Below are 21,785 nucleotides of genomic sequence, written 5' to 3'. Positions count from 1 at the left end.
TGGAGCGCAACACCATGAACATCGGTCCCGACATCATAGACCATCTGGCAGGTATCGAAGCCGGCTCTCGGCTCGACCGCCTGCGGGGCGAGCGCCCGCTGACGCGCGAGAACGCTCAGGCGAGCTATCGCGCCCTGTTCGAACCGACCGATCCGGGCCGCCCGACGCTCAAGGAGCGCTTCGCGGTCGCTGCCTTCGTTGCCGGCCTGCACGGCGCAGCCCCGGCCCTAGCCTTCTATGGTCTCCAACTGCGCGAAACGGCACTCGACGACACCCTTCCCGCCGCCGTGGGGATCGCCACCGACGCCGGCCGATCGCAAGGCCCAGGCGGCCGTTATCCGGCCGGCCCCCTCAGCATCGAGAACACGGAAGGCAACGTTTTTCAGGTGCCGGAGGTTGTTCAGGCAGCGTTGGGACCGCGTCTCTCAGCCGCCTTCGAACATGCCCACCTCCTCGTCTACAGGCCTCGCGATGCAGCCGCGGCCTCACTGCAGAAGCTCCTCGACGCCGGCTTCTCGACGACCGAGATCGTGACGCTGTCGCAGATCGTCGCCTTCCTCTCCTTCCAACTGCGCGTGGTGGCCGGGCTCAAGGCGCTCGCTGCCGTTCCTGCGCCCGCACCCGCCGCCTGAAACCGCTGAACTGGAGCCCACCATGACCGAGGCCACGCTGTCGCATCAGGGCGTCAACGCGCCCGCCATCTTCACTCAGGCAGAGCTCGATTGGTTCCCCTGGCTCGAACCCCTCGCCGAGAAGGACCTCACGGAGCGGCACTGGGCGGGGCTCGTCGATGCCGGCCGCGCCAAGTCGCCCTATTTCATGCTGCTCGCCCGTGATCCCGACATCCTCGGCACCCGCACGCGGACCGACAAGGACATCTTCTACAATGTCGGCGCAGGCCTGCCGCGGGCCGAGCGCGAGCTCGCCGCGACTGCCACCTCGCGCTTTAACGGCTGCATCTACTGCGCCTCGGTCCACGCGCGCTTCGCGGCGCAATATTCCAAGCGCCGCGACGACGTCCAGCGCCTGCTCGACGAGGGTGTTGCCGTGGACATCGATCCGCGATGGAACGCCATCATCGCCGCATCGGTCGCCCTGACCGCAACACCGCTCGCCTTCGGTCCGGCCGACATCGAGAGATTGCAGGATGCCGGCCTCGACGACCTGGAGATCGCAGACGCCATCCATGGCGCCGCCTTCTTCAACTGGGCGAACCGGCTGATGCTGTCGCTCGGTGAGCCATCCCTGCCTGCATGAGACGAGCAGGAGTACCGGCTGTGGCCGGTGCTCCTGCTATGTTTCGCTTCTGGTCCACACACTATGCAGCAGAAAGCGACGCCGGTCGCCAGCCGAGCTCAGGGGCGATCCAGGTAACGAAATCGCTCAGGATCTGTCGGTACTCGGCCTCGGTGAAGTCATAGGGGAGCTCGAGCCTGAACTCGTCAACGCGCGGCAGGACCGGAGCGCGGCGCAGCTTCTCAAGAATGTCGTCGGACATGCCGACGACATCGTCTGCGAAGAGCGTGCGGCGCTCGCCTTGGGGCGAACGCGTGCGCGCCTGGCGGCTGTCGGCATAGGCACGGTAGCGGCGGCGAGCCGATTCATCGGCGCCGTCAAGGGGTATGACGACCCGACCAAGAGCAATGCGTGGCGGCCGCGGCGCCGTCCATCCCGCGAGGAAAACGTCCAGCTGCGCAAGCTGTGCTTCGGAGAAGTCGTCCGTCTTTTCGCCGCGCACGATGTTACCGATCAGGAGATTGAAGCCGTTCCGGCCCGCCCATTCTGCCGAGCCGAGAGAGCCACCGCCATACCAGAGCCGCTCGGCAAGCCCTGGCGCCCGCGGATGCAGGCGCGCACGTTGCGGACCGGCGGGGGACAGCACGACGACATCCTCCCCGCCGATCGGCTCCGCCACGATGTTGTCGCGCAGGCGCAGCAGGCGGTTGTGGGAATAATCGACGGCGTCGACAGCACCGTCGAGGAAACGTGAGCCCAGCAAATCCGCATAGGCAGGCGGGCCGGCGCTGAGCCCGACATTGAGCCGGCCACGCGACAGCAGATCCGCCGTCGCTAAGTCCTCGGCAAGGCGGAATGGATTCTCGTACCCCATCTGGATAACCGCAGTGCCGAGCATGATGCGGCGCGTACGCTGGCTGGCGGCGGCAAGAAAGGTCGCGGCGGAAGAAACGCCGCGTTCGAGATGGCGCTGACGCACCCAGGCACTGTCGAAGCCAAGCTCTTCGCCAAAGGCGAAGAGCTGCAGGGTGGCCTCCAGCCCGGCCAGTGGATCAGCCTCGGGATAATTCCCTGGGGTGAGAAAAGCGACATGGGAAACGGGCATGGCGGCGTCACCCAGCCTCAGAATTTCGGCAGGCCCGGGGGATTGGTCTCAGATTTATCGAGCGCTTCGTCGAGTAGCGCCCAGCGGGCGAGCGCCTCGCGGTAGCTGCCCGTGGCGATGAGGCCGTTGACGGCGATGGTCAGCGCTTCTGCAAGCCCGCTGCCCTTGCGCGTGGTGATGGCGACGTCCGAGCGCTCCGGCCAGCCGGCACTGAGCGTCCCTACCCGCTTGATGTTGCGATCGCGCGCCGCAATGAAGACGAGCTGCGCGTGCGGTTGGACGATCACATCCGCACGACCCGAAGCGAGTGCGACGAAACGGGTCGCCTCGTCGTCGAAATATTGCAGCTCGAGTGGTTTCAGCCCGGCCGCGACATTGGCCTTGCTCCAGGCGAGGAGGATGCGCTCCTGGTTCGTTCCCGCGCCGACGATGATCCTGAGGCCGGCCGTATCCTTCGGTTCCGTGATCGACCCGATTGGGCTGTCGGCGCGGACGAAGAAGCCGTGCAGGCCCTGCCGGTAGGTGGAGAAGTCGAACTTCTCCTTCCGCTGTTCGGTGACGCCGACATTCGAGATCACCGCATCGTACTTGCCGGACGAGAGGCCGAGCGGCCAGTCCGCCCAGGCGGTCGGCACGAGATTGAGCCGCAAGCCGAGGCTGTCGGCGATCAGTTGCGCGATATCCGGATCGGCGCCGATCACGGTCTTTGCGTCGGTGGCGTAGGTGGCGAGCGGTGGCCCGCCCGGGTTGATCGCCACCGTGAACACACCTGGCTCGACGAATTTGAAATCCTTGGCTATGGCGGCGATGGCCGCTTCGTTCTTTCCGGTGCGCGGGCGCCCACTCTGTTCGGACGAGAAGTCGAAGCCGGCGGGCTGGGCTGTTGCCGGAGACAGGGCGGCGAGCACCGCCAGAATGACCACGCTCGCGGCGATGCGAAGGCTCATGACGGTATCCTTTAGGGCCGTGGGGTCAGAACTTGGCAAGGCCGGGCGGGTTGGTGCGCGACTGCTCGACCGCCTCGGAGGAGAGGCACCAGCGGGAGAGCAGCTTGACGTAGTTGCCGTTCTTGATCTGCGCGTTGAGCGCCGTGGTCACGGCATCGGCAAGACCTGCGCCCTTGCGGGTGGCAACCGCGATTTCGGCGGTCGCCGGCCACCCCCCGGCGAAGGTACCAACGAGCCGTGTTTTCTTCTCCCGCGCCGCCTTGAAGGCCGAGGTGGCGTTTGGACCGAGATAGGCGTCGGCGCGGCCCGACTGCAGGGCGAGGTCGAGCACCGCCTCGTCGTCGTAATATTGTACCTCGGTCACCGGCAGGCCCTTGCCCTTGTTATCTTCGATCCAGCGCAGCAGGATCTGCTCCTGGTTGGTGCCGGAACTGACGATGATCTTGAGCCCGGCCACGTCTTCGGGCTTGCTGATCTCCGTGATTTTGCTCGTGGTGGCGACGTAGAAGCCGAGCAGATCCTGCCGATAGCTGGAGAAGTCGAACTTGGCCTTGCGTTCCTCCGTCACAGTGACGTTATGGATGACCGCGTCGAACTTGCCTGATTGAAGGCCGAGCGGCCAATCGGCCCAGGCGACGGGGACGAGCAGCAGTTCGAGGCCGAGGCTGTCGGCGACGAGTTGCGCAAGATCCGGCTCGGAGCCGACGGGGGTCCTGGCGTCCGTCGCATAGACCGCGAAGGGCAGGCGACCGGGAACGGAGGCGACGGTAAGCTTGCCCGGCGTCACCAACTTGTATTCCGGCGAAATCCGCGCGATGGCCTCCGGTACCTTCTCGGCGCGAATGCGGCCCGGCTGCGCAGGGCTCAGATCGACCTCCTGCGCCCCGGCCTGAGGAGCCGGGATCGAAACGGTTGCGACGAGGGCGCCCACGGCAAGCGCGGCGAGCTTCGACAGGCGGCTGGAACGGTTGCTGGTCATGAACAATCCTTTCGGTTGATGAGGGTGAGCGCGGCCATACCCGCGCCGTCACGGATGAAGCGAGCCTTCGGGCGACACGCCGGCAGGCGGTTCAGAGCACCTTGGCGAGGAACTCGGCCGTGCGGACGTGGTCCGGCCGGTTGAAGACCTTCTCCGGCGTTCCGGTCTCGAGCACGCGTCCCCGTTCCATGAAGACCACCTGGTCTGCGACCTCGCGCGCGAAGCCGATTTCATGCGTCACGATGACGAGTGTCGTTCCCGACCGCGCGAGTTCCTTGATGACGTCGAGGACCTCGTTGACGAGCTCGGGATCGAGCGCCGACGTCGGCTCGTCGAACAGCAGGACCTTGGGCTTGAGAGCGAGAGCCCGCGCGATCGCGACGCGCTGCTGCTGACCGCCAGACAACTGGCGGGGATAGGCCAGCGCCTTGTCGGCGAGCCCGACACGGGCGAGGAGATCGTGCGCCTCGGCCTCGGCCTCGGCATGGCCGATGCCGCGCACGGCCATCGGCGCCTCGATGACGTTCTCCAGGGCCGTGAGATGGGGGAACAGGTTGAAGGTCTGGAAGACCATGCCGATTTCGATCCGGCGCCGCAGGATGTCCCGCTCCTTCAATTCGTAGAGCGTGTCGCCCTCCTGCCTGTAGCCGACGAGTTCCCCGTCGATGGCGATGAATCCGTCATCCACCCGCTCCAGGTGATTGATGGCGCGCAGCAGCGTCGACTTGCCCGAGCCGGACTGCCCGAGGATGGCGGTGACGCTGCCGGCGGCAACACTCAGCGTCACGTCATCAAGCACCTTGAGATGGCCGAAGCTCTTGGACACCTGGTGGATGGTGATCTCGCCGACCGCTCCCTGCCGCCGGGGGAAGGCCGCGGCCTGCCGGCGCACCTCCGACACGGCCGACACGCGGCCATGCAGGCCAGAATCCATTGCAGGCAGCGTGGGAGCCGTGCCGCGCTCAGCCGCCTCGGCGCGCCTCTCGGTGACCTCCTGCGCGGTCTGATGCGGACGCAGGCGGGCGAGCAGCAGCGAGAGCAATGTCGGCGGCGGATTGCGCAGGGCACCGCGGGCGAAGTGCCGCTCCACCTGCGCCTGTACGATCGACAACACCGTGAGGATGATGAGATACTAGACCGTTGCCACCATCAGCAGCGGAATGACCTCGAGATTGCGCCGATAGATGACTTGGATGGTGTAGAAGAGCTCCGGCAGCGCAAGGATGTAGACGTTGGAGGTACCCTTCGCGAGGCCGATGATGTCGTTGAAGGCTGTCGGCAGGATGGTCCGCATCGCCTGAGGCAGGATGATGCGGCGTGCCTGGTGGGTGCGCGGCAGTCCGAGTGCCGCGGCCGCCTCCAGCTGGCCTTGGTCGACGGACAGAATGCCGCCGCGGATGATCTCGGAAGCAAAGGCCGCCTGATTGAGCGCAAGACCGATGACGGCGGCCGCGAAGGGGCTGATGAGCTGCGTCGTCGCGTAGCTGAAGAAGGTGATGTCCGTGTAGGGAACGCCGAGCCAGACCGTCTCGTAGAGATAGCCCAGATTGTTGAGGATGAGGAGCAGGACGATCAGCGGGATCGATCGGAAGATCCAGATATAGGTCCACGACAGGCCAGAGAGCAGCGGCGAGCGGGAGACGCGCGCCAGCGCCAGTACCGTTCCGAAGGCGAAGCCGAAGAGCGCGCCAAGGAGCGTCAGCACCAGTGTGCGAGCGAGACCTTCGAGCACCGGTGCGGCGAAGAACCATTCGGCGAAAACGTCCCAACCCCAGCGCGGATTGCCGAGGACGGAATTCAGCACCGCAGCGATGATGACGAGCGAGAAGACGGTGCCGACAGTGCGGGCCGGATAGCGCGCGGGCACGACGCGATAGTGGGAATAGTCGCCGCGAGCACGCGCCTCCGTCTGGGGTGAAGCGATCTTCTTGAAGTCGGCAAAGTCGGTGGAAGCGCTCATGGGATGTCCTCCACACCTCAGGCCGCAGGAACGCTCGTTGACACGGGGCCGGCGCGAGCAAGGTCGACCGGTTCTTTCCCCACACCGAGCACCTTCTCGAAGGGAAGCTTGCGCCGAACCGCCAGGCCCTCGTCGGGATCGAAGAGGGCCCGATAGCCGGAGGTGAGATAAAGCCCCGTCGCTTCCGGCTGCCGGAAACCGGTAGTTAAATAGATGCGCGCGTAGCCTTGACGGAGCGCCTGCGCTTCGAGCTCCGCGAGGAGCCGGCGCGCCAGGCCCTGCCGACGCAGATTGCGGCGTGTCCAGATGCGCTTGAACTCCGCTGTCGTCGCGTCATAGCGCTTGAAGGCGCCGCCACCGATGGTCTCTCCGTCGCGCAGGAGAAGCAGGAAATTTCCCTCCGGCGGCGCGAACGCCTCGGGCGGATAGCGGTTGAGCTCCACGACCGCCCCCTCGCGGTCGAAGAGATCGCCGTAGCGGCTGTCATATTCGTGGATCAGGTCCTCGATCAGCGGTGTGGCGCGGGGATCGAGCGGGGTCGTGTAGATGAACTGGTCGGTCATGCGCATCGCCTCGCGACAGATGGTCGATCAGGAAAGGAAGCTCTCGGCGAGCCTGACCCAGACGGTCGCCGCCGGGATGAGGTTTGCGTCGTTGAAATCGTAGGCCGGGCTGTGCAAGGGCGCGCTGTCGCCGTTGCCTACGAAGATGAAGGCGCCGGGCCTTTCTTCGAGGAAGAAGGCGAAGTCCTCGCTCGCCGTCCGTGGCCGGAAATCGCCGGCGATCGCAGCCACGCCGTGGCTCTCCGCCACGACGGAACGCACGATCTCGGCGTCGCCCGGACGGTTGACGACCGCCGGGAAGCCACGCTGATACGTCACCTCGGCCGTGGCGCCGAAGCTTTCGGCCTGGGCGCGCACCAGCGCCGGCACACGCGCTTCAAGCAGCGCACGCACCTCCGGCCGGAAGGAGCGCAGCGTGAGCTTCATCTCCACGCTGTCGGGAATGACGTTGGAAGCCGAGCCGCCGTGGATGGCACCCACCGTGACGACGCCGGCGTCGAGCGGATCGACGTTGCGCGCCACGATGCTCTGCAATGCGGTGATCACATGGGCGCTCGCCACGACGGGATCGACCGTCTCGTGCGGGGCCGCGCCATGGCCGCCCTTGCCGCACACCGTCACGAGCGCCTTGTCCACCGCGGCCATTGCAGGGCCGTCGATGACGGCAAAGCGGCCGTTCGCAAGGCCGGGCCAATTGTGCAGGCCGAAAACCGCATCACAGGGAAAGCGCTCAAAGAGCCCCTCCCCGATCATGCGCCGCGCACCGGCGCCGATTTCCTCGGCGGGTTGGAAGATGACGGTAAGCGCGCCGTTGAAGTCGCCGGATTCGGCGAGGTGCCGTGCCGCGGCGAGCAGAATCGCCGTGTGCCCGTCATGGCCGCAGGCGTGCATCGCGCCCGTCTGCCGGCTCGCCCAGGGCAGCCCCGTCGCCTCGGTGATGGGCAGCGCGTCCATGTCGGCCCGGAGGCCGAGATGCCGCAGCCCGTTGCCGCGCCGCAGCGTACCGACGACGCCGGTGCCGCCGATGCCGGCGGTCACCTCATATCCCCAGCGTGCAAGGAACTCCGCCACGATGGCGCTCGTGCGATGCTCCTCGAAGGCCAGTTCCGGGTGCCGGTGGAGGTCGCGCCGCAACGCCACGAATTCAACGGCGAAGGCGCCAATCGCCGCCTGGACTGCCGTGGCGCGCTCGATGCCGGAAAGTCGGCCGGTCATCGCGCCGCTCGCCTCTGCTCCGGCACGGGCGCACCGACGGCATAGCGGCTCTCCTTGCGCGGCAGGCCGAGATGGTCGCGCAGCGTTTTGCCGGGTAGCGTGCGGGCGTAGCGGCCGCGCGCCTCCAGCACCGGCAGCACGTGGACTGCGAAATCGTCGAACCCCTCGGCGATGACGGAAAAGCCGAGGATGAAGCCGTCCGCCGCCCCTTCGTCGATCCAGCGGATGATCTCGCCCGCGACCGTCTCGCCCGCGCCAATGAAGTTGGGCTTCGGCGTCGCTACCTCGAGCGCCACGTCGCGCAGGGTGGAGCCGTTGCGGCGCGCGTTCGCCTTGATGCGGTCTGTCGTGGAACGGAAGCTGTTCTTGCCGAGATCGCCGATGTCGGGGAAAGGCGCGTCCAGCGGGTACTGGCTGAAGTCGTGATGATCGAAATAGCGGCCGAGATAGGCGAGCGCCTCCTCGATGGAGATGAGATCGCGGATCACACGGTATTTCGCCTCCGCCTCGGCGTCGCTCGCCCCCACGATCGGAGCGATGCCTGGAAAGATCTTCACGTCGTCGGCATGGCGGCCGTGGGCTACAGCACTTGCCCTCACCTGCTGGCGAAAGGCGCGAGTCTCCTCGAGCGAGGGCGAATGGGTGAAGACCGCATCCGCATATTTGCCGGCCAGACCGATGCCGGCCTCCGAGGATCCCGCCTGGAAGATGACGGGCTGCCCTTGCGGCGAGCGGCCGATGTTGAGCGGACCGGCGACCTGGAAGAAACGTCCGTTGTGATCGAGCGCATGGAGCTTGCTGCTGTCGAAGAACTGCCCCCTCTCGCGGTCGCGGACGAAGGCGTCATCATCCCAGCTGTCCCACAAGCCCTGCGCGACCGTCAGATATTCGTCGGCGATCTCGTAGCGCAGCGCATGCTCCGGGTGCTGCCGGCTGTAGTTCCTGGCTGTGCCTTCCAGCGGCGTCGTCACGACGTTCCAGCCGGCACGGCCACCGCTGATGAGATCAAGCGACGCCAGCTGGCGCGCCACGGTGAAAGGGTCCGAATAGGAGGTCGAGACGGTGCCGGCGAGGCCGATCTTCGACGTCCGCGTGGCGAGCGCCGACAGGATCGTCAGCGGCTCGAAGCGGTTGAGGAAGTGCGGGATGGACTTTTCGTTGATGTAGAGCCCATCAGCGACGAAGGCGAAGGCAATGCCGTTGTCCTCGGCCTTGCGCGCTGTCTCGACGTAGAAATCGAGATTGACGCTGGCATCCGCCGGACCACTTGGATGTTTCCAGGAATTCATATGGCCACCGGCACCGTTCAACATGATGCCGAACCTGATGTCATTGGTGCTCATCGCGCTGCTCCGCTCGCGTTGTTCAGGCTGCAAGAGACGATTGGTAGACGCTCGCCAGAAGTTCGATCGACGACAGGCGGGAGATCGGGTCGGCTACGGGGAGGTCAATGACGAACTCGCGGATGCCATGACGGGCCGCCAGGCCATCGAGCTCGCGCTTCACGTGCTCAGCCGTTCCGGTCGCGACGTAGGGCACTCGCTCCTCGACGCGGTAGTCGTCCGCGCCGGCCTGACGTGCGAACTCCGCCGCCATCTCATGCGTGCCCACATTGGCGCTCTGCCCGTTCGGCAGATGCACCTTGTAGATGCGCAACCGTTCGACGCGCGCCAGCGCTTCCTCCAGCGTCTCGGCCGCGAAGGCATGGATCGCCAGCAGAGGAGCGCGGCCGGTCAGTTGACGATACGCCTCAACCGAACGGGCGAGATGGCCGGGATCGCCGTCGAAATGTCCGGCATAGGCGAAATCCCAGCCGTGCTGCGCGGCCAGGGTTGCCGTCTCGGGCCCCGTTCCGAGAAGGATGCGCTGCGGGGGCTCCGCCGGGATCGGCGTTGCCACTGCGCCCGCAAGCGGATGATCGGGCGCCGTTAAACCGGTCAGGAAAGCGTCGAGATCCGCCAGCCTCGCCGCGAAGCTCGGCGGCTCGGACCTGTCGTGAAGAACCTGCAGGGCCTTCGTCGACAGCGGTAGGCCGCCCGGAGCCTTGCCGATACCGAGGTCGACCCGGCCGGGCGCGAGTGCCGCGAGCACGTTGAAGGTCTCCGCCACCTTGTAGGGGCTGTAGTGTTGCAGCATGACCCCGCCGGAGCCGATGCGGATGCGCGACGTATGGGCCAGGAGATGGGCCACCAGTATCTCTGGCGCGGAGGAAGCGTGACGCTCCGTGCCGTGGTGCTCAGCCACCCAGAAACGCCGATAGCCCAAGGCTTCGGCGCGCTTGGCGAGCGCGATGGTGTGACCGAGCGCCTCGGCCGCGGTTGCCCCCTCGGGAACGGGGCTCTTATCAAGAAGCGAGAGTGCATATGGCATGGTGATCAGAACCGGCTCGAGCGCGCGAAATCTCCTTCGGAGAAACTCCGGCGCTGTGTCGGGGGAAGATGGACGGCGTGGATTAGAGGCGGAGGTCCGCCTCGGCGGTGTTACGGCGGGCAGCGCGCCGAGAAGCCCTGCCGCTGACAACAAGGTCGAAAGCAGGCCGCGCTCGATGGACGGCACCACCCAAGCAGGCGCCATGGAAGGATGGGCCCCTGCCTGATCGGGAAACGAAGGCGACGGCCGAACGAAATGTGCAACCCGTCATGATCATTCTATAATGTTGATAGATTTTATAGACTAATGCAAGTGCGAAATTCAGGAGCGGCTTCACCCACCCGACCGCCGAACCGAGCTGCGCGAGATCGTGCCGTTGGCGGACACGACCATCTATGAGCTGGAACAGCGGGGGGAGTTTCCGCGGCGGTTCTTCCTCACACCCCGATGCGTCGTGTGGGACCTGGCGGAGGTCGAAGCCTGGATCGAGGAACGCCGGCAGGCTTCCGAGTCGGCGACGATCAGGCGGGCGCCCTCCCCCGACGTCCGGAAACGCAAGACCAGGCCGGTTCGGCGGTAGTCGACCCAGGCGTGACTTCCAGGCCGTCCGAGTCTTCTGGTAAGGCCCCCTGGGGGCCCGGCTCGTTTTCTCCGATGCAAGGCTATGGCAGCGCAGCCCATCGACCGGATTGCGTCGTCAACGGAGCACCTTTGAATGCGGGAAACGGCCTCCAGACATCCAGCGGTGCGGCACGTACTTCGCTACGGTTCCAAGCGTAGTCACTAGCTATCAGGCAATCCTCTTTAGAGGCCAGAACCCGCCCTTTCCGAGACCATCTGGAGCGTCGCGTTTGGGGCCGGAACGAGACTGGCCGCTTCTGGAGAGCGAGTCCAAGAAAGCAGACTTACGCTTGCGGTCGATCATACGGTTGCAGTTCGAATCTCGTCCGGCGGGCCGCACTGATGAGAGGAGCAATACGTCTACGCTATAGCTCTATGAACGGGCGCACCATGGGGAGCCATGAGCGTTGTGGCGGGTCAGCCTGAAAGAACAGCAAAGCCCCATTGGGGCATCGGCCTTCTACCCGGATTGCCCCGCTTTCGACGGTCCGGGTCCGGCTATGCTCGCTTCGGCGCTTCGGCCACCCACAGCGGCGTGAGGTGTGGAGCAGAAGAGAACGGTCCGGCGGAAGGGCGTCTGGCCGTTCCGCGTGCGACCCGGAGAGGGTTGGGAGGTTATCAGGTCACACGCAAGCCGATATTGCCACGCCAGGTCTTTTGATCGGGCTCAGCGATGTCCCTGAGATAGGAGACGTTGCCCCACAGGCCCACGGTCTCCGTGACCTGCGCCGAAATCCCGCCCGCGATTTCGACCGCGGTCGCGTCCTGGCCGCCCGACGCAGCGCCGTGCCGGAAAAGGTGGTCTTGTCCGTGCCGAGAATCTCGTGCCAGAGGTTCGCCGTCAGCGACGGCTTGATCATCATGCCGCCCGCCGCGAAGGCGCCGGCGAGGCGAACGCCCAGGCGACCGGAAAGGGCGCCCGGCGTGTCGTAGTCGATGATGGCGAAGCGGTCCTGCGTGCGGTCGAAGGCCATGTGCTGCCACACGAGCTGATCCTGCGGCTCCAGCGCCAGGCCGTCCGGTCGGGCAATCTTTTTGCGCCGATCGAAAGCACCAGTGAGATTACAAACTACATCAAAGATCGGTTCGGCTAGATGAGCCGCAATTTCATGCTATATCGGTCCTTTAGCTCGGGTCAGCCCTCCTGAACAGCCAAGGATCCATGGAGGCCGATTGGGGTGTCGGTTGCAAACGGTCGGCTATCAATCGAGTCCAGAGGATAACCGCCATCGGTAGCCGGCCCCTGGCGTTTTGGTGGAGGCTGAACTTGACTCATTCTGCAGCATTGTCGGCGTCGGGTGGACTTGACCAGACCCAGCTCGCCTTCGTGAATGCCGCGGAACCCGACATCCGGCTCCTCGCGCCTGCTGGCAGCGGCAAGACGCTGTCCCTGCTACACCGGTGCACCGAACTGCATCGTCGCTCGAACGGCAGATCGTCCTACCTGATCGTATCGTTCACCCGGGCGGCGCGCGACGAATTGCGCGCCCGCCTGGGTGATCCTGCCTTCGCAGGATTCGCCAGCCGCGCCGATGTGGTCACCCTGAACGGTTGGGGGCACAGGCGGCTGCGCGCGATGTCAGGCGCTCCGCGGCTCCATGTGTCGGAGTTCGAGCTAGGATCACTGGTCAAGAACGTGCTGGCTCCGGCGTGGTCGTCCGTGCCCGCGCTTGAGAAGGGCATGAAGCACCAGCCGTTCAAGCTGCCGAAACTGCTCGCGGGCCTTCTCGACATGATGAAGACTCTCGGTTTCGACCATGAGGATGGCTCGCTGCGCATGGCCGACGACCGGCTCGATGCGCTTGAGCAGCTCGGGCTGCTGCCTCTGCTTGAGGATTACATGGTTTGCCTCGAGGATCTCGGCGTACTTGCGACCCGCCGCTGGGAACCGTTCCTCGAGGTCGCGCTGCCCTACTTCAACGCGGCCTGCCTGCAGCAGTTCGCGACGGGATCCTTCACGCTCGAGGACCAGAAATACGGGGCGTGGCTCGACCAGCGGCGACAGGTACAGGCAGGCAATCTTCCGACGCCGGACGAGCGCATCTGCGAGATCCTCGTCGATGAGTTCCAGGACATCAATCCGCTAGATCTTGCACTGATCCTTTCGATTGCCGAGCGCAACAGGTCGGCCCTCACCATCGTGGGCGACGACGACCAGGCGATCTTCGAATGGCGCGGTGCGGCTCCGGACTTCATCCTCGAGCCGGAGCGACACCTGAAGCGCCCCTTCGCAACCTATATCCTGGAGAAGAACTATCGAAGCCCACGCAACATCGTCAAGAAATCGGCGCGACTGATCGCGCACAACCAGCGTCGCGTGGAGAAGGCGATGCATCCGGTTTCGAGCGTCGATGCCCATATCACCATCTACGCGGGCGACACGTTCATCGACTCGGTGGAGAACGTCCTCGCGGAAATCCGCGACTTCGTCGGTCGCAAGTCGCCTGGTGCGCGCATGGCGCTCCTGTCGCGCAAGCGCGCCCAGTTGATCCCTTACCAAATCCTGCTGGCACGCGAGGACATTCCGTTCTGCGCAGCCGAGGATCTCCACCTCTTCCTGTCCGACACCTTCGACCGGCTGGTCGGCGCCCTCAGGACCCGCACCATGGCGGGCCTCGGCATTGCGGTGCCAACGATCGTCGACGACGTAATGGCTCTCTGTCATTCGGTACAACGCTATCCACTGCGGAAGGTGGAGGCCGATGCGATCGCCAAGCACCTGAGATCAGTGCGTCCCAAATCCTACGATGCGGCGATCGACCAGTTGCAGATCTACGAAGGGCCGATCCGGGGGCAGACGGACGATGGCGCGACCGCCGCGAGTTTCGCCAGGAAGCTGCGCCAGTTGATCCACGCGCCGACGGTCCGGACCGCGATCGAAGCGCTGCAGACGCTCTACTCGGGCTTCAAGAAGGACTATGGACGGAGCGTAGAGGACATCTTCCTTGCCGATCCACCATTTGCCTATCTGGTCGAGTTTTCCGAGAGCTATGGTGAGGACTTCCAGGGTTTCGTTGACGATCTCGAAAAGGCGAAGGATACGCTGGTGCGATTGCCGGGCATGGATTCCGACGACGGGGCGGACGCGCTGTGGAAGAAGCCGGTTCACCTCATGACGGCGCTGCGGGCCAAGGGGCGGGAGTTCGACACCGTCGCGATGCTGGACGTCGTGGACGGCATCTGGCCGCTGCGCGCAGCAAAGTCGGAGCGGGCGCTAGAGGCCGAGCGGCGGCTGTTCTATGTCGCCATGACCCGTGCCAAGAAGCGGCTGATCCTCACATCGGCGCGGCGCATCGGCGATCACGTCACCATCCCGTCGCCGTTCCTGGCTGAAGCAGCACTGCCTTGAATTCAGCTCCTCGCGATCGACTGTCCGAACAGGGTCTCTACATCTCCATCCTCGACCGGCGGCAAAAGCATGTCGCGCGACAGCCGTCGCTTCCGTTCGAGGAGGGCGTTCAGCCGCACGTCGAACGAGGATTCGCCGTAGTCCCGGTGAACGGCGATTGGGATATGCACGGTGACCGACTTCTCCTGGCCGATCCGATAGCAGCGGTCGTTGCACTGGTCCTCGACTGCCGGATTCCACCATCGCGACAGATGGATGACGTGGTTGGCGGCAGTGATCGTCAGACCGATGCCGGCGGCCTTGGGAGAGAGGACAAGAAGGTCGAAGGGCTGGGGAGAGGACTGGAAGCGATCGACGATCTCTAGCCGCTTCTCGCCAGGTATCGAGCCATTGATGGTGGCCGGTTGACGGTCCAGACCCAGGTGGGTTGCGATTGCCGAGGCGAACAGGGCCTGCACCTCAAGGTCCTCGACGAAGACCAGCACCTTTTCGCCCGATACCCGGAGCTTTTCGAGGACTTCGACGGCGTGCTGCATGCGGGCAGACCGGGCGATCCAGTTCCTCACGGACATCTTGTCGAGCGGGTCGCAATCGGAGGCGCCCGACGGATGCAGAGAAACGCCGCGAAGTGCGTGGATGGCGCGAAGCATGTCACCCTTCGTGGTGCCCCCCACCTGGGCGCGCAGCACCGCAGCAGCATAGGCCTGCGCCTGCTCTGGGGGCATAGTGACGCAAGTCGTGACGAAGTCCCGACTCGGCAGGCCTTCCAGGATCTCCGTCTTCATGCGCCTGAGAAGCACCGGCGGCGTGCTCTCCTTCTGCGGCCGGTCGAGCTTGGACTTCAACCGCTTCAGGTTCTCCTCGTCGCCATTCTCATAGGTGGCGACGAAGGCCTTCAGGTCGCCCAGGTAACCCGGGACCACCCGGTCCATGATGCACCAAAGATCGGCCAGCCGGTTCTCGATGGGCGTACCTGTGAGGCCGAGGACGAAGTCAGCGTTCATCGCCTTGGCCGACTGGGTGTTGATGGCCCCGGGTGACTTGATCTTCTGAGCTTCGTCGAAGACCGCTACGCTGAAGGCGACCCGGGCGAAGGCGCGGTGGTTGTCCGCCAGCGTCTCGTAAGTGGTCAGCACCCAGTTGGCAGCACGCAGCCTGGTTACGTCGAGCGCCGTCTCCGGGGTCCAGTGCTCGTCTTTCCGCGTCTTGAGATGCCGGAGAGAGGAGCCGAACGCATCAACCCGTTCGCCGAGCGCTCCGGGCGTCAGGTGGCGTTCGGCCTCCTCGATCCAGTTCCGCAGGAGGGCTGTTGGGGCGACGACGAGGATCGGCCTGTTCTGGGCACCCCGATCGAGCCCCTGTTGGAGGCGGTTCTTCCTTACCCAGGCAAGGAAGGCGAGTGCCTGAAAGGTCTTCCCCAATCCCATGTCGTCGGCAAGCAGAGCGCCGGGCCATCCGGCCCGATAGCAGGCGACGAGCCAGTCGAATCCCACGGTCTGATGCGGCTTCGGGCGCGTCGACACGAGCGTAGGCACTGGTAGCGCGGGGGCAATGGCGACCGCGCGCGGAGCGTAGGTGACAGCGAACTCCTCGCTGTCGAGGTTCTGCCGGATGACCAGTCGCTCGTCGGCCGCCGACGCGTCGTCGTCGCTCGTGTCTTGACCTGGCGGCTCGGGCTGGTCTTCCTCGGCGGGAGCCGGCTCGTTCCCAAGACGATCGAGACCAAGGGTCTCGAAAGCATCCTGCACGTCGTCGACCCTTAGGGAGCGATCTTCCACAGTGATGTACTCGACGCCCTCCTCGCAGGCTTGGGCGACCTCGCTCTTCAGTGTCTGGAAGAGCTCCCTGTCCATCTCGATCGTTTCCTGCCCTATCTGGACGGGAAAGCGCTCCGGCAGCCATTGGCCGGCTTTGTTTTTCAGCCAGGGAAGCGGAGGGGGCTCCCACACACCCAAGCCGAGCACACGTTCGGAATACTGCCAGGTCTCGACCAGCAGAGACATGGCCGCTTCGTGGCTTTTGTCCCCTATTGCTTCCGCGATGTCTGCACGTGGGTTCTTCAGGAAGGCGATGCGCTCCGCCTTTGGTGCAGCCCGCTTCTTGCGCACGACGTCGAGGGCGATCTTGAGCGACGGGTCGAGGACCAGATAGGTGTTCCGGTCCAGCACATAGGCGTCACGGCTCTGCGCCTCTCCGGCGAAGACCTCGCGCGCAAACCGCCGCTGCAGAGGCTCCGGCAGCAGCGCGTCCGAAACGAGATCGCGCTGGACGGGCTCAGCCTCGCCGCCGTCCGCGCCTTCCGGAGCTGGCGCATCGTCGTTGAGGCTCGCCGCTTTCTCGCGCCCCATGACGACCGGAAGGAAGTCCGGTCCATAGGGCGTCTCGAACACATCAAGGGCGACCGCGCCGGCCTGATAGACTGTGAGGCTGGTCAGGAAACGGTCGTCGGTCCGAACCTCCTCGCCGGCGGTTCGCCGCAGCGCTGCCTGCACCGGAGCCCAGGCGGCGATGCGTGTCTCGGCCTCACTGCCCTCCGTCGAATTATAGGCGTCGATCGCTTCCATCAGCTCGTAGAGCGGACCGGAAAGGCGCCCCTCCCGGGTTCCCCATCGGGCCAGGGCGCCGATGCGCTCCATCCTGACCTTGCGATCGTCCGCGTCGTACCAGCTGGCCCGGATGCGGGCGCGCGGGTCGGTCATGATGCCATCGAAGGCGAGGGTGATGGAGAGTGTGCCCAGGGACGGAAGCCCCAGCGCCTCGGCCACGGTGGCCGGAAGGGCGGCAACGGCGGGATGTGCAAGCAGAATGCCGCCGTCGCGGGCCAGGCCTTCGCCAGAGTCCAGGCAGGCGAGCAGATAGCGGGCGGCGGCGCCTTCCCGACCGTCGACCTGCGGCCAGTCCTTGACCGGGAGGAGTTCCGAGCCGAGAAGTCGACGGCGGTGGAGCATCAGGAGGACACCGTCATGCTTGGCTTCGTGGGCGTAGCTAGCCTTCACAGCATGTAGTCCCGGGCGGAGAGGCGCTCGCCGGTCATCATCTTGATCTGCTCTGCCGCCTTGTGCTGCCAGGCATTCGGGCCGGTGTGCGAGCTGTGTCGAATTTCGAGGACCGGGGCATACTGACGTCCATTCTTCAGGAACTCCGTGTCGTACTCGCGCTGGTACAGCTTCGGAGCACCAGCACGTTCCGCGTCATCCCAGAACCGGCATTGCCCGCTGTAGCTCCATTCGGCGCAGACGCCACGGCCGATCCTTAGGAGCAATACCGCGTGGCCCGACTGAACCCCGCCACGGAACCTGCCGAAAGGCGAATTCCTGCCAAACTTCCGATGCGCCTCCGCAGCTCCCTGACCGTCAAGGACGACCCAGGCCTCCCTGATGATGCCGTTGCCGTACATCGTCTCCCAGAAGCGGCGGCGGTACTTCCAGTTCTCGTTCGGATTAACCGCTTCGACAACATCGAGGAATTGTCGAAGCGCCTGTTCCGTGAGCCACAACATCGCGACGTCGCGAGCGTCCGGCGCGTTGACCCAGTTGCCGGGTCTCGTTCGTGGATCGCCCAGCCCCTCCAGTGAGATCAGGAAGTTGAGGATCTGATCCTTGACGGCTTTTTCGGGGGGCCGATCACGGCTGGGAAGCAGAAGCGCATTGGCCACCAGGCCCTTGTGCGCCGCGAAGTTGAGCTGCCGCGTGCCGCTCTTGACCGAGATCGTCTCGATGAATTCCAGTCGATCACCCGGCTGCAGGCGGCGATCCTCCACGGCACGCTCCAGCACGCGGCGCGCGCAGGGCTCGACATAGCCGCCGCCGAGGACCAGTTCCATCAGCAGTCCGTTCTCCTCAAGAACCTGGCGCGGCGACTTGCGCTCGGCGAGGGCGGTATCGCCGACCCGACGAGGACCCTCATCGACGTCGAAGATGTGAAACCGTTTGTTCAGGTCGTCGAAGGGCTTGCCCATGGCGCTCGCCAGGTCGCGCAAGGCACCAGCGACCGCCCGGAGGCCGGGCCGGTCGGGGTGAAAACTGATCAGGTAGGACAGCGCGAGCGCACGTGACGCCCCCTTGTGCCTCAGACTGCGCATTTGCTCCAAGAACGGGGAGAGTGTTGCGGCATCCGCGGCGAGTTGAGTACGCGTCGTCCAGAGGCACCATGCGCCGTCCCGCGCCTGACGGCCAGTCAGCCGCTCTCCGCGAGCCAGCCGGCGGGCGAGGTCACCCGAGACCTCGTCGTAGTCCTTGGCGGAAGGTTCATCGCCAATCATCGCCGGCAGCCGTCTCGCCGCTCTCAGCATCGCAGATTCGACCGAGCGAGGCGGAACTCCGTGTCGCGCCACGAGGTCGGCAATTGCGTCTTTGAAGGCCCCGCTCACTGGGGTACCACACGCTCGGGCTGCGTCGGTGCATCGAGTGCGGCACCCATCGGATTCTGAAGCTCGCTGACCTTTTTCTCCATCTGTTCCAGAAGGATAAGAACCTCGCTCAGCCTTTCGCGCCGGTCGGCTTCCATGACGAAGCGGAGATCGATGCGTCGGTTGATCCGATAGCCTTCGGCGTCGTCCTGTTCGATTGCCGGTCGTGTATAGGCGTAGCCGGAAACTGACAGGATTTCCCGACCCTGCGAGTTCACTAACGCTCGCAAGCCTCGAAAATTGTCGACGATCCGGCGGTAGGTGTTCACGGCACGCTCGGTGGACAACTGCCAGTTCAGGCTGTCCGACCCGGTCTTGTCCGTGTGACCTTCAATGAAGACCGTTTCGACAACATATCCGGTCGAGGGATTGCAGGTCATCCCGCCTGGACAAGCCGTGTAGTCCGGCAGAACGTCGAGCAGGACTTTGGCCACCGCATCAACATTGCGTTGCGCTTCGGCGTCGAGGCGCGAACTCTCCGGCGCGAAACGGATGGCGTCTTCGGCCAGTCGCAGGACGCCGGTATCCTTGTCAATAGTTACCTTGAGTCCGACAACGTCGAGTTTCGCCTTGATGGCTTCCAGAAGCTCGTTGCGCGCCTGGTCTGCCTTGTTGAGCTCTGTGATTTCATTGGCGATCTGCCTTCGCAACTCGGCGATCTGTTCAGCGAGCTCGTTGGCCCTGTTCAGCTGCTCCTGCTGCTCTGCTGTCAGTAGGACCGTTTCGTCGGTTAACTGCCGAAAATTAAGGGCGAAGACCATCAGCATGATGATGAAGATGAAGAGGATGCCGACCATCATATCGGTCATGGAGACGAAGTAGTTTTCGTCCTCCTCGGTATGGCTGTTGTCTTTGTCACCACTGTCCGCGATGATCATGCGCGAGCTGCCTCGCGATGGCTATGCGCGGCCTCGAGGCTGTCTGCGATGGCCTCGGCGCTGTCCTTGATTTGGGCGAGGAAGGGAGACAGTTTCCCGATCGCTTCCGACAGGCCCTGATCGACACCCCTTACATGGCTCTGCAGCCTGTCTTGCTGCTCTGAGGTCGACCGAGAGAGCGTCTCGACCGCTCGGCCGAGTGCAGTGTCCACCGCGTCGAACTTTGCAGTGAATTCCGTCCAGAAGTCGCTGGACCTCTCGTTTGCAGCGCCTAGGCCAGCGGCGAGGGTCGCAATCGCATCCCGGGCCGCCTCAATCGCCTTTAACGTCGACTCGACGCCCGTCGCCATGCGTTCAGTCGCGCCAGAAAACTTGTCGCTGACGGTCACCAAGGGTGCGGTCGCTGTACGCACGCTTGTCGCGCTCTCGCCGAAGGCTTGCGCCGTCTTCCGTGCCTCTCCAGCAGTCGTTTCGAGTGCCACCTTCTGATTCATCAGCGCGCCTTCTATCGCGCGCATCGATGTCGACAGCTCACCGAAACGCTGGCCAACGGAGGCGAGGGCCTCCTCGACCGCATTGCGCAACTGTGCTGACACCGATCCGACCGTTTCCTGCAAATCAGCCAGCACGGATTTCTGGATTTCAGCGGAATGCGAGACGGAGGCCTCGATCTGCTGCCTCGTGTAGTCTCCCTGTTCGCCCATCGTGCGTTGCATGTTCGTCAGGCTTTCGCCGATCTGGCCGATCTGCCTGTCGAGCTTTTCCATGACGAGACCCATTGCCGCCTCAAGCTTCGCAGACGCCCCGCCCGCTGCAGCCCCGAGCGAGGCATCCATTTCAGCGTTGGCCTTTTCCATAGTCTGGCGAAGGGTTTCGACGACTGCGGTCAGGGCATCGCGGCTCTGACCGGAGCTTGTTTCAAAACTCTGGCCGGCGCGTTCCACCATGCGGTTCATGTTCTCAGCTGCCTCCGACAGCTTAGCCGAGAAATCGTCGCCGCTGCCGCGCAGGCCGCCTTGCATCTCGACCATAGACATCTGCAGCTGTTTCAGCGTCGCGGCAAGTTCGCGCATTTCGGTTCCGGCGCCGTGCTGAAGTTGGTTAGTGAAGGACTCGAGCATCTTCTGCACGCCGTCTTGGCTACTTGCAGACAGGTTGCCGACGGCATTGCCGATCTGCTCGGTCACTGGTGCCATGGCATCGGCGATCGCCGCGTTCAGTCGCGGCGCGATCTCCGAACCCATGCGGGCGAAGAACTCGCCCTGCGTGATGTCCTTTAGTTGTACGAGTTGCTCCTGCATGGTGCGGCTCATCTCCATGGAGATCGCCTGTGGTGCGGCATAGAGAAGACCGCGCTCCAGCAAGGCGTTAAAGCGGCCGAAGGAACCCTCGATCAGGATGAAAAACCAGCGGAAAAATATCGACAGCACGATCGAGGCAGCGAGGCCGGCGATAGAGGTCGAGAACTTGAAGGTCGCGATCCGCAGCAGACCCGCCATCTCTGCGGCCATGATGTCCGCGTCGCCTGCGCTCGCCGCGGCGCCCGCCTTGTAGAGAGCGAAGACCAAGCCCACGAAGGTGAGCAGCAGCCCGATGCCGACGAAATATCCCGGCACAGCATTCATCATCTTCAGGCCGCCGAGCCGCTCTCGCGCGAGCCCCGGGTTGAAGAAGACCTGGGGCCGTACGGTGTTGCCGATCGCTCGGTCACTGTCCTTGTCGAAGAGCGTCTCCTCGAACTCGATCCAGGCATGGCCGATCAGCCAGTTGCTCTCAAGTCTCTGGTTCAGACTCTCGAAATTGATCGCGAAGCTCCTGCGGGTTTCCGCGCGTTTCCTATCCCGACCTTGCGCTGTGGAGACCAGCCGCGTTGCCCGCCAGAGCGTGAACAACACCGGCACGACGTGGAGCAGGAAGAACGCGACTGCAAGTCCGGCCGCGAAGCAGGCCAGAATTGCGGCCAGTGCGTAGGCGAAGGCCGGCTCACTTACGAGATCGATATTCCCGCGGATAGCATCGACGATGGTGCTCGCAGCCAGCCTATAGTTGACAAGCGGAAAAAAGATCTCGGTGCAGGCAACTGCCAAGACGGGAATCGCCCAGAAAAATGCAAGACGCAGAAGGCTAATGAAGAACTTCACCACGACACCCCCG

The 21,785-nt window shown here is 64.5% G+C and carries 16 protein-coding genes and 1 pseudogene; 4 read left to right on the top strand and 13 right to left on the bottom strand.

All coding sequences use genetic code 11. From position 1 onward, the window contains the following. Nucleotides 1-14: 14 nt before the first annotated feature. Nucleotides 15-632 carry a CMD domain protein gene (locus AL346_RS15755; RefSeq protein WP_019404551.1) on the top strand — a complete coding sequence of 206 codons (618 nt, stop codon included), beginning with the start codon at nt 15-17 and terminating at the stop codon, nt 630-632. A 22-nt stretch (nt 633-654) separates the two neighbouring features. Further along, on the top strand, nt 655-1,257 hold the full coding sequence (locus AL346_RS15750) for an alkylhydroperoxidase domain protein (RefSeq protein WP_019404552.1): 603 nt from the start codon (nt 655-657) through the stop codon (nt 1,255-1,257). Nucleotides 1,258-1,318: 61 nt separating this feature from the next. Here AL346_RS15750 and AL346_RS15745 read toward each other — a convergent pair whose 3' ends face one another. The 8 genes and pseudogenes from AL346_RS15745 to AL346_RS15705 all read right to left on the bottom strand — a co-directional run bounded on the left by AL346_RS15745 (nt 1,319) and on the right by AL346_RS15705 (nt 10,375). Further along, nucleotides 1,319-2,341, bottom strand: coding sequence for an LLM class flavin-dependent oxidoreductase (locus tag AL346_RS15745; RefSeq protein ID WP_019404553.1), 1,023 nt, complete (start codon nt 2,339-2,341; stop codon nt 1,319-1,321). A gap of 17 nt (nt 2,342-2,358) precedes the next feature. Continuing rightward, nucleotides 2,359-3,288, bottom strand: coding sequence for an ABC transporter substrate-binding protein (locus AL346_RS15740; RefSeq protein WP_019404554.1), 930 nt, complete (start codon nt 3,286-3,288; stop codon nt 2,359-2,361). Nucleotides 3,289-3,313: 25 nt separating this feature from the next. Then, nucleotides 3,314-4,267 (bottom strand): ABC transporter substrate-binding protein, encoded by a 954-nt coding sequence (locus AL346_RS15735; protein WP_019404555.1) that lies wholly within the window; start codon nt 4,265-4,267, stop codon nt 3,314-3,316. A 91-nt stretch (nt 4,268-4,358) separates the two neighbouring features. Further along, nucleotides 4,359-6,227 (bottom strand): annotated as a pseudogene (locus AL346_RS25910) (amino acid ABC transporter permease/ATP-binding protein). A gap of 17 nt (nt 6,228-6,244) precedes the next feature. Further along, entirely contained in the window at nt 6,245-6,790 is a 546-nt protein-coding gene (locus tag AL346_RS15720; protein WP_026015551.1) for a GNAT family N-acetyltransferase, read from the bottom strand. 27 nt (nt 6,791-6,817) lie between these two features. Beyond that, nucleotides 6,818-8,005 carry a M20 aminoacylase family protein gene (locus AL346_RS15715; protein WP_019404559.1) on the bottom strand — a complete coding sequence of 396 codons (1,188 nt, stop codon included), beginning with the start codon at nt 8,003-8,005 and terminating at the stop codon, nt 6,818-6,820. After that, entirely contained in the window at nt 8,002-9,348 is a 1,347-nt protein-coding gene (locus AL346_RS15710) for an LLM class flavin-dependent oxidoreductase (protein WP_053193839.1), read from the bottom strand. Before AL346_RS15710 ends, AL346_RS15715 begins: the two co-directional genes overlap by 4 nt. A 22-nt stretch (nt 9,349-9,370) precedes the next feature. Beyond that, nucleotides 9,371-10,375, bottom strand: a complete 1,005-nt coding sequence (locus AL346_RS15705; RefSeq protein WP_019404561.1) for an MsnO8 family LLM class oxidoreductase — start codon at nt 10,373-10,375, stop codon at nt 9,371-9,373. Between the two features lie 319 nt (nt 10,376-10,694). Here AL346_RS15705 and AL346_RS15700 point away from each other — a divergent pair, with 319 nt between their 5' ends. Further along, entirely contained in the window at nt 10,695-10,955 is a 261-nt protein-coding gene (locus tag AL346_RS15700) for an AlpA family transcriptional regulator (protein ID WP_040405551.1), read from the top strand. Nucleotides 10,956-11,619: 664 nt separating this feature from the next. Here AL346_RS15700 and AL346_RS25960 read toward each other — a convergent pair. Further along, entirely contained in the window at nt 11,620-11,982 is a 363-nt protein-coding gene (locus tag AL346_RS25960; RefSeq protein ID WP_157672284.1) for an autotransporter domain-containing protein, read from the bottom strand. Between the two features lie 281 nt (nt 11,983-12,263). Here AL346_RS25960 and AL346_RS15690 point away from each other — a divergent pair, with 281 nt between their 5' ends. Beyond that, complete coding sequence (locus AL346_RS15690) at nt 12,264-14,345, top strand: 3'-5' exonuclease (protein WP_183315728.1); 2,082 nt, start codon at nt 12,264-12,266, stop codon at nt 14,343-14,345. Between the two features lie 2 nt (nt 14,346-14,347). Here the strand turns inward: AL346_RS15690 and AL346_RS15685 are convergent, their stop codons facing one another. From AL346_RS15685 to zorA, 4 genes are all read right to left on the bottom strand, one after another. Beyond that, on the bottom strand, nt 14,348-17,341 hold the full coding sequence (locus tag AL346_RS15685; protein ID WP_157672285.1) for a DEAD/DEAH box helicase: 2,994 nt from the start codon (nt 17,339-17,341) through the stop codon (nt 14,348-14,350). Continuing rightward, the gene (locus AL346_RS15675) at nt 17,338-18,636 is read right to left on the bottom strand and encodes an EH signature domain-containing protein (protein WP_019404567.1); all 1,299 of its coding nucleotides are present in this window, start codon (nt 18,634-18,636) and stop codon (nt 17,338-17,340) included. The genes AL346_RS15685 and AL346_RS15675 overlap by 4 nt, the downstream gene beginning before the upstream one ends. A 74-nt stretch (nt 18,637-18,710) precedes the next feature. Next, nucleotides 18,711-19,631, bottom strand: a complete 921-nt coding sequence (locus AL346_RS15670; RefSeq protein ID WP_019404568.1) for an OmpA family protein — start codon at nt 19,629-19,631, stop codon at nt 18,711-18,713. Beyond that, nucleotides 19,628-21,775 carry an anti-phage ZorAB system protein ZorA gene (zorA, locus tag AL346_RS15665; RefSeq protein WP_019404569.1) on the bottom strand — a complete coding sequence of 716 codons (2,148 nt, stop codon included), beginning with the start codon at nt 21,773-21,775 and terminating at the stop codon, nt 19,628-19,630. Before zorA ends, AL346_RS15670 begins: the two co-directional genes overlap by 4 nt. Nucleotides 21,776-21,785: the final 10 nt, after the last annotated feature.

Source organism: Chelatococcus sp. CO-6, from assembly GCF_001271345.1.
Classification (GTDB): Bacteria; Pseudomonadota; Alphaproteobacteria; order Rhizobiales; family Beijerinckiaceae; genus Chelatococcus_A; species Chelatococcus_A caeni.
The sequence above is the reverse complement of the archived record's forward strand: the minus strand, read 5'-3'. Positions and strand labels throughout refer to the sequence as shown.

Excerpts from the sequence above, each read along its gene's own strand:
- AL346_RS15755 (WP_019404551.1), top strand. The coding sequence starts at position 15 with ATGAACATCGGTCCCGACATCATAGACCATCTGGCAGGTATCGAAGCC.
- AL346_RS15750 (WP_019404552.1), top strand. The coding sequence starts at position 655 with ATGACCGAGGCCACGCTGTCGCATCAGGGCGTCAACGCGCCCGCCATC.
- AL346_RS15745 (WP_019404553.1), bottom strand. The coding sequence starts at position 2,341 with ATGCCCGTTTCCCATGTCGCTTTTCTCACCCCAGGGAATTATCCCGAG.
- AL346_RS15740 (WP_019404554.1), bottom strand. The coding sequence starts at position 3,288 with ATGAGCCTTCGCATCGCCGCGAGCGTGGTCATTCTGGCGGTGCTCGCC.
- AL346_RS15735 (WP_019404555.1), bottom strand. The coding sequence starts at position 4,267 with ATGACCAGCAACCGTTCCAGCCGCCTGTCGAAGCTCGCCGCGCTTGCC.
- AL346_RS15720 (WP_026015551.1), bottom strand. The coding sequence starts at position 6,790 with ATGACCGACCAGTTCATCTACACGACCCCGCTCGATCCCCGCGCCACA.
- AL346_RS15715 (WP_019404559.1), bottom strand. The coding sequence starts at position 8,005 with ATGACCGGCCGACTTTCCGGCATCGAGCGCGCCACGGCAGTCCAGGCG.
- AL346_RS15710 (WP_053193839.1), bottom strand. The coding sequence starts at position 9,348 with ATGAGCACCAATGACATCAGGTTCGGCATCATGTTGAACGGTGCCGGT.
- AL346_RS15705 (WP_019404561.1), bottom strand. The coding sequence starts at position 10,375 with ATGCCATATGCACTCTCGCTTCTTGATAAGAGCCCCGTTCCCGAGGGG.
- AL346_RS15675 (WP_019404567.1), bottom strand. The coding sequence starts at position 18,636 with ATGCTGAGAGCGGCGAGACGGCTGCCGGCGATGATTGGCGATGAACCT.
- AL346_RS15670 (WP_019404568.1), bottom strand. The coding sequence starts at position 19,631 with ATGATCATCGCGGACAGTGGTGACAAAGACAACAGCCATACCGAGGAG.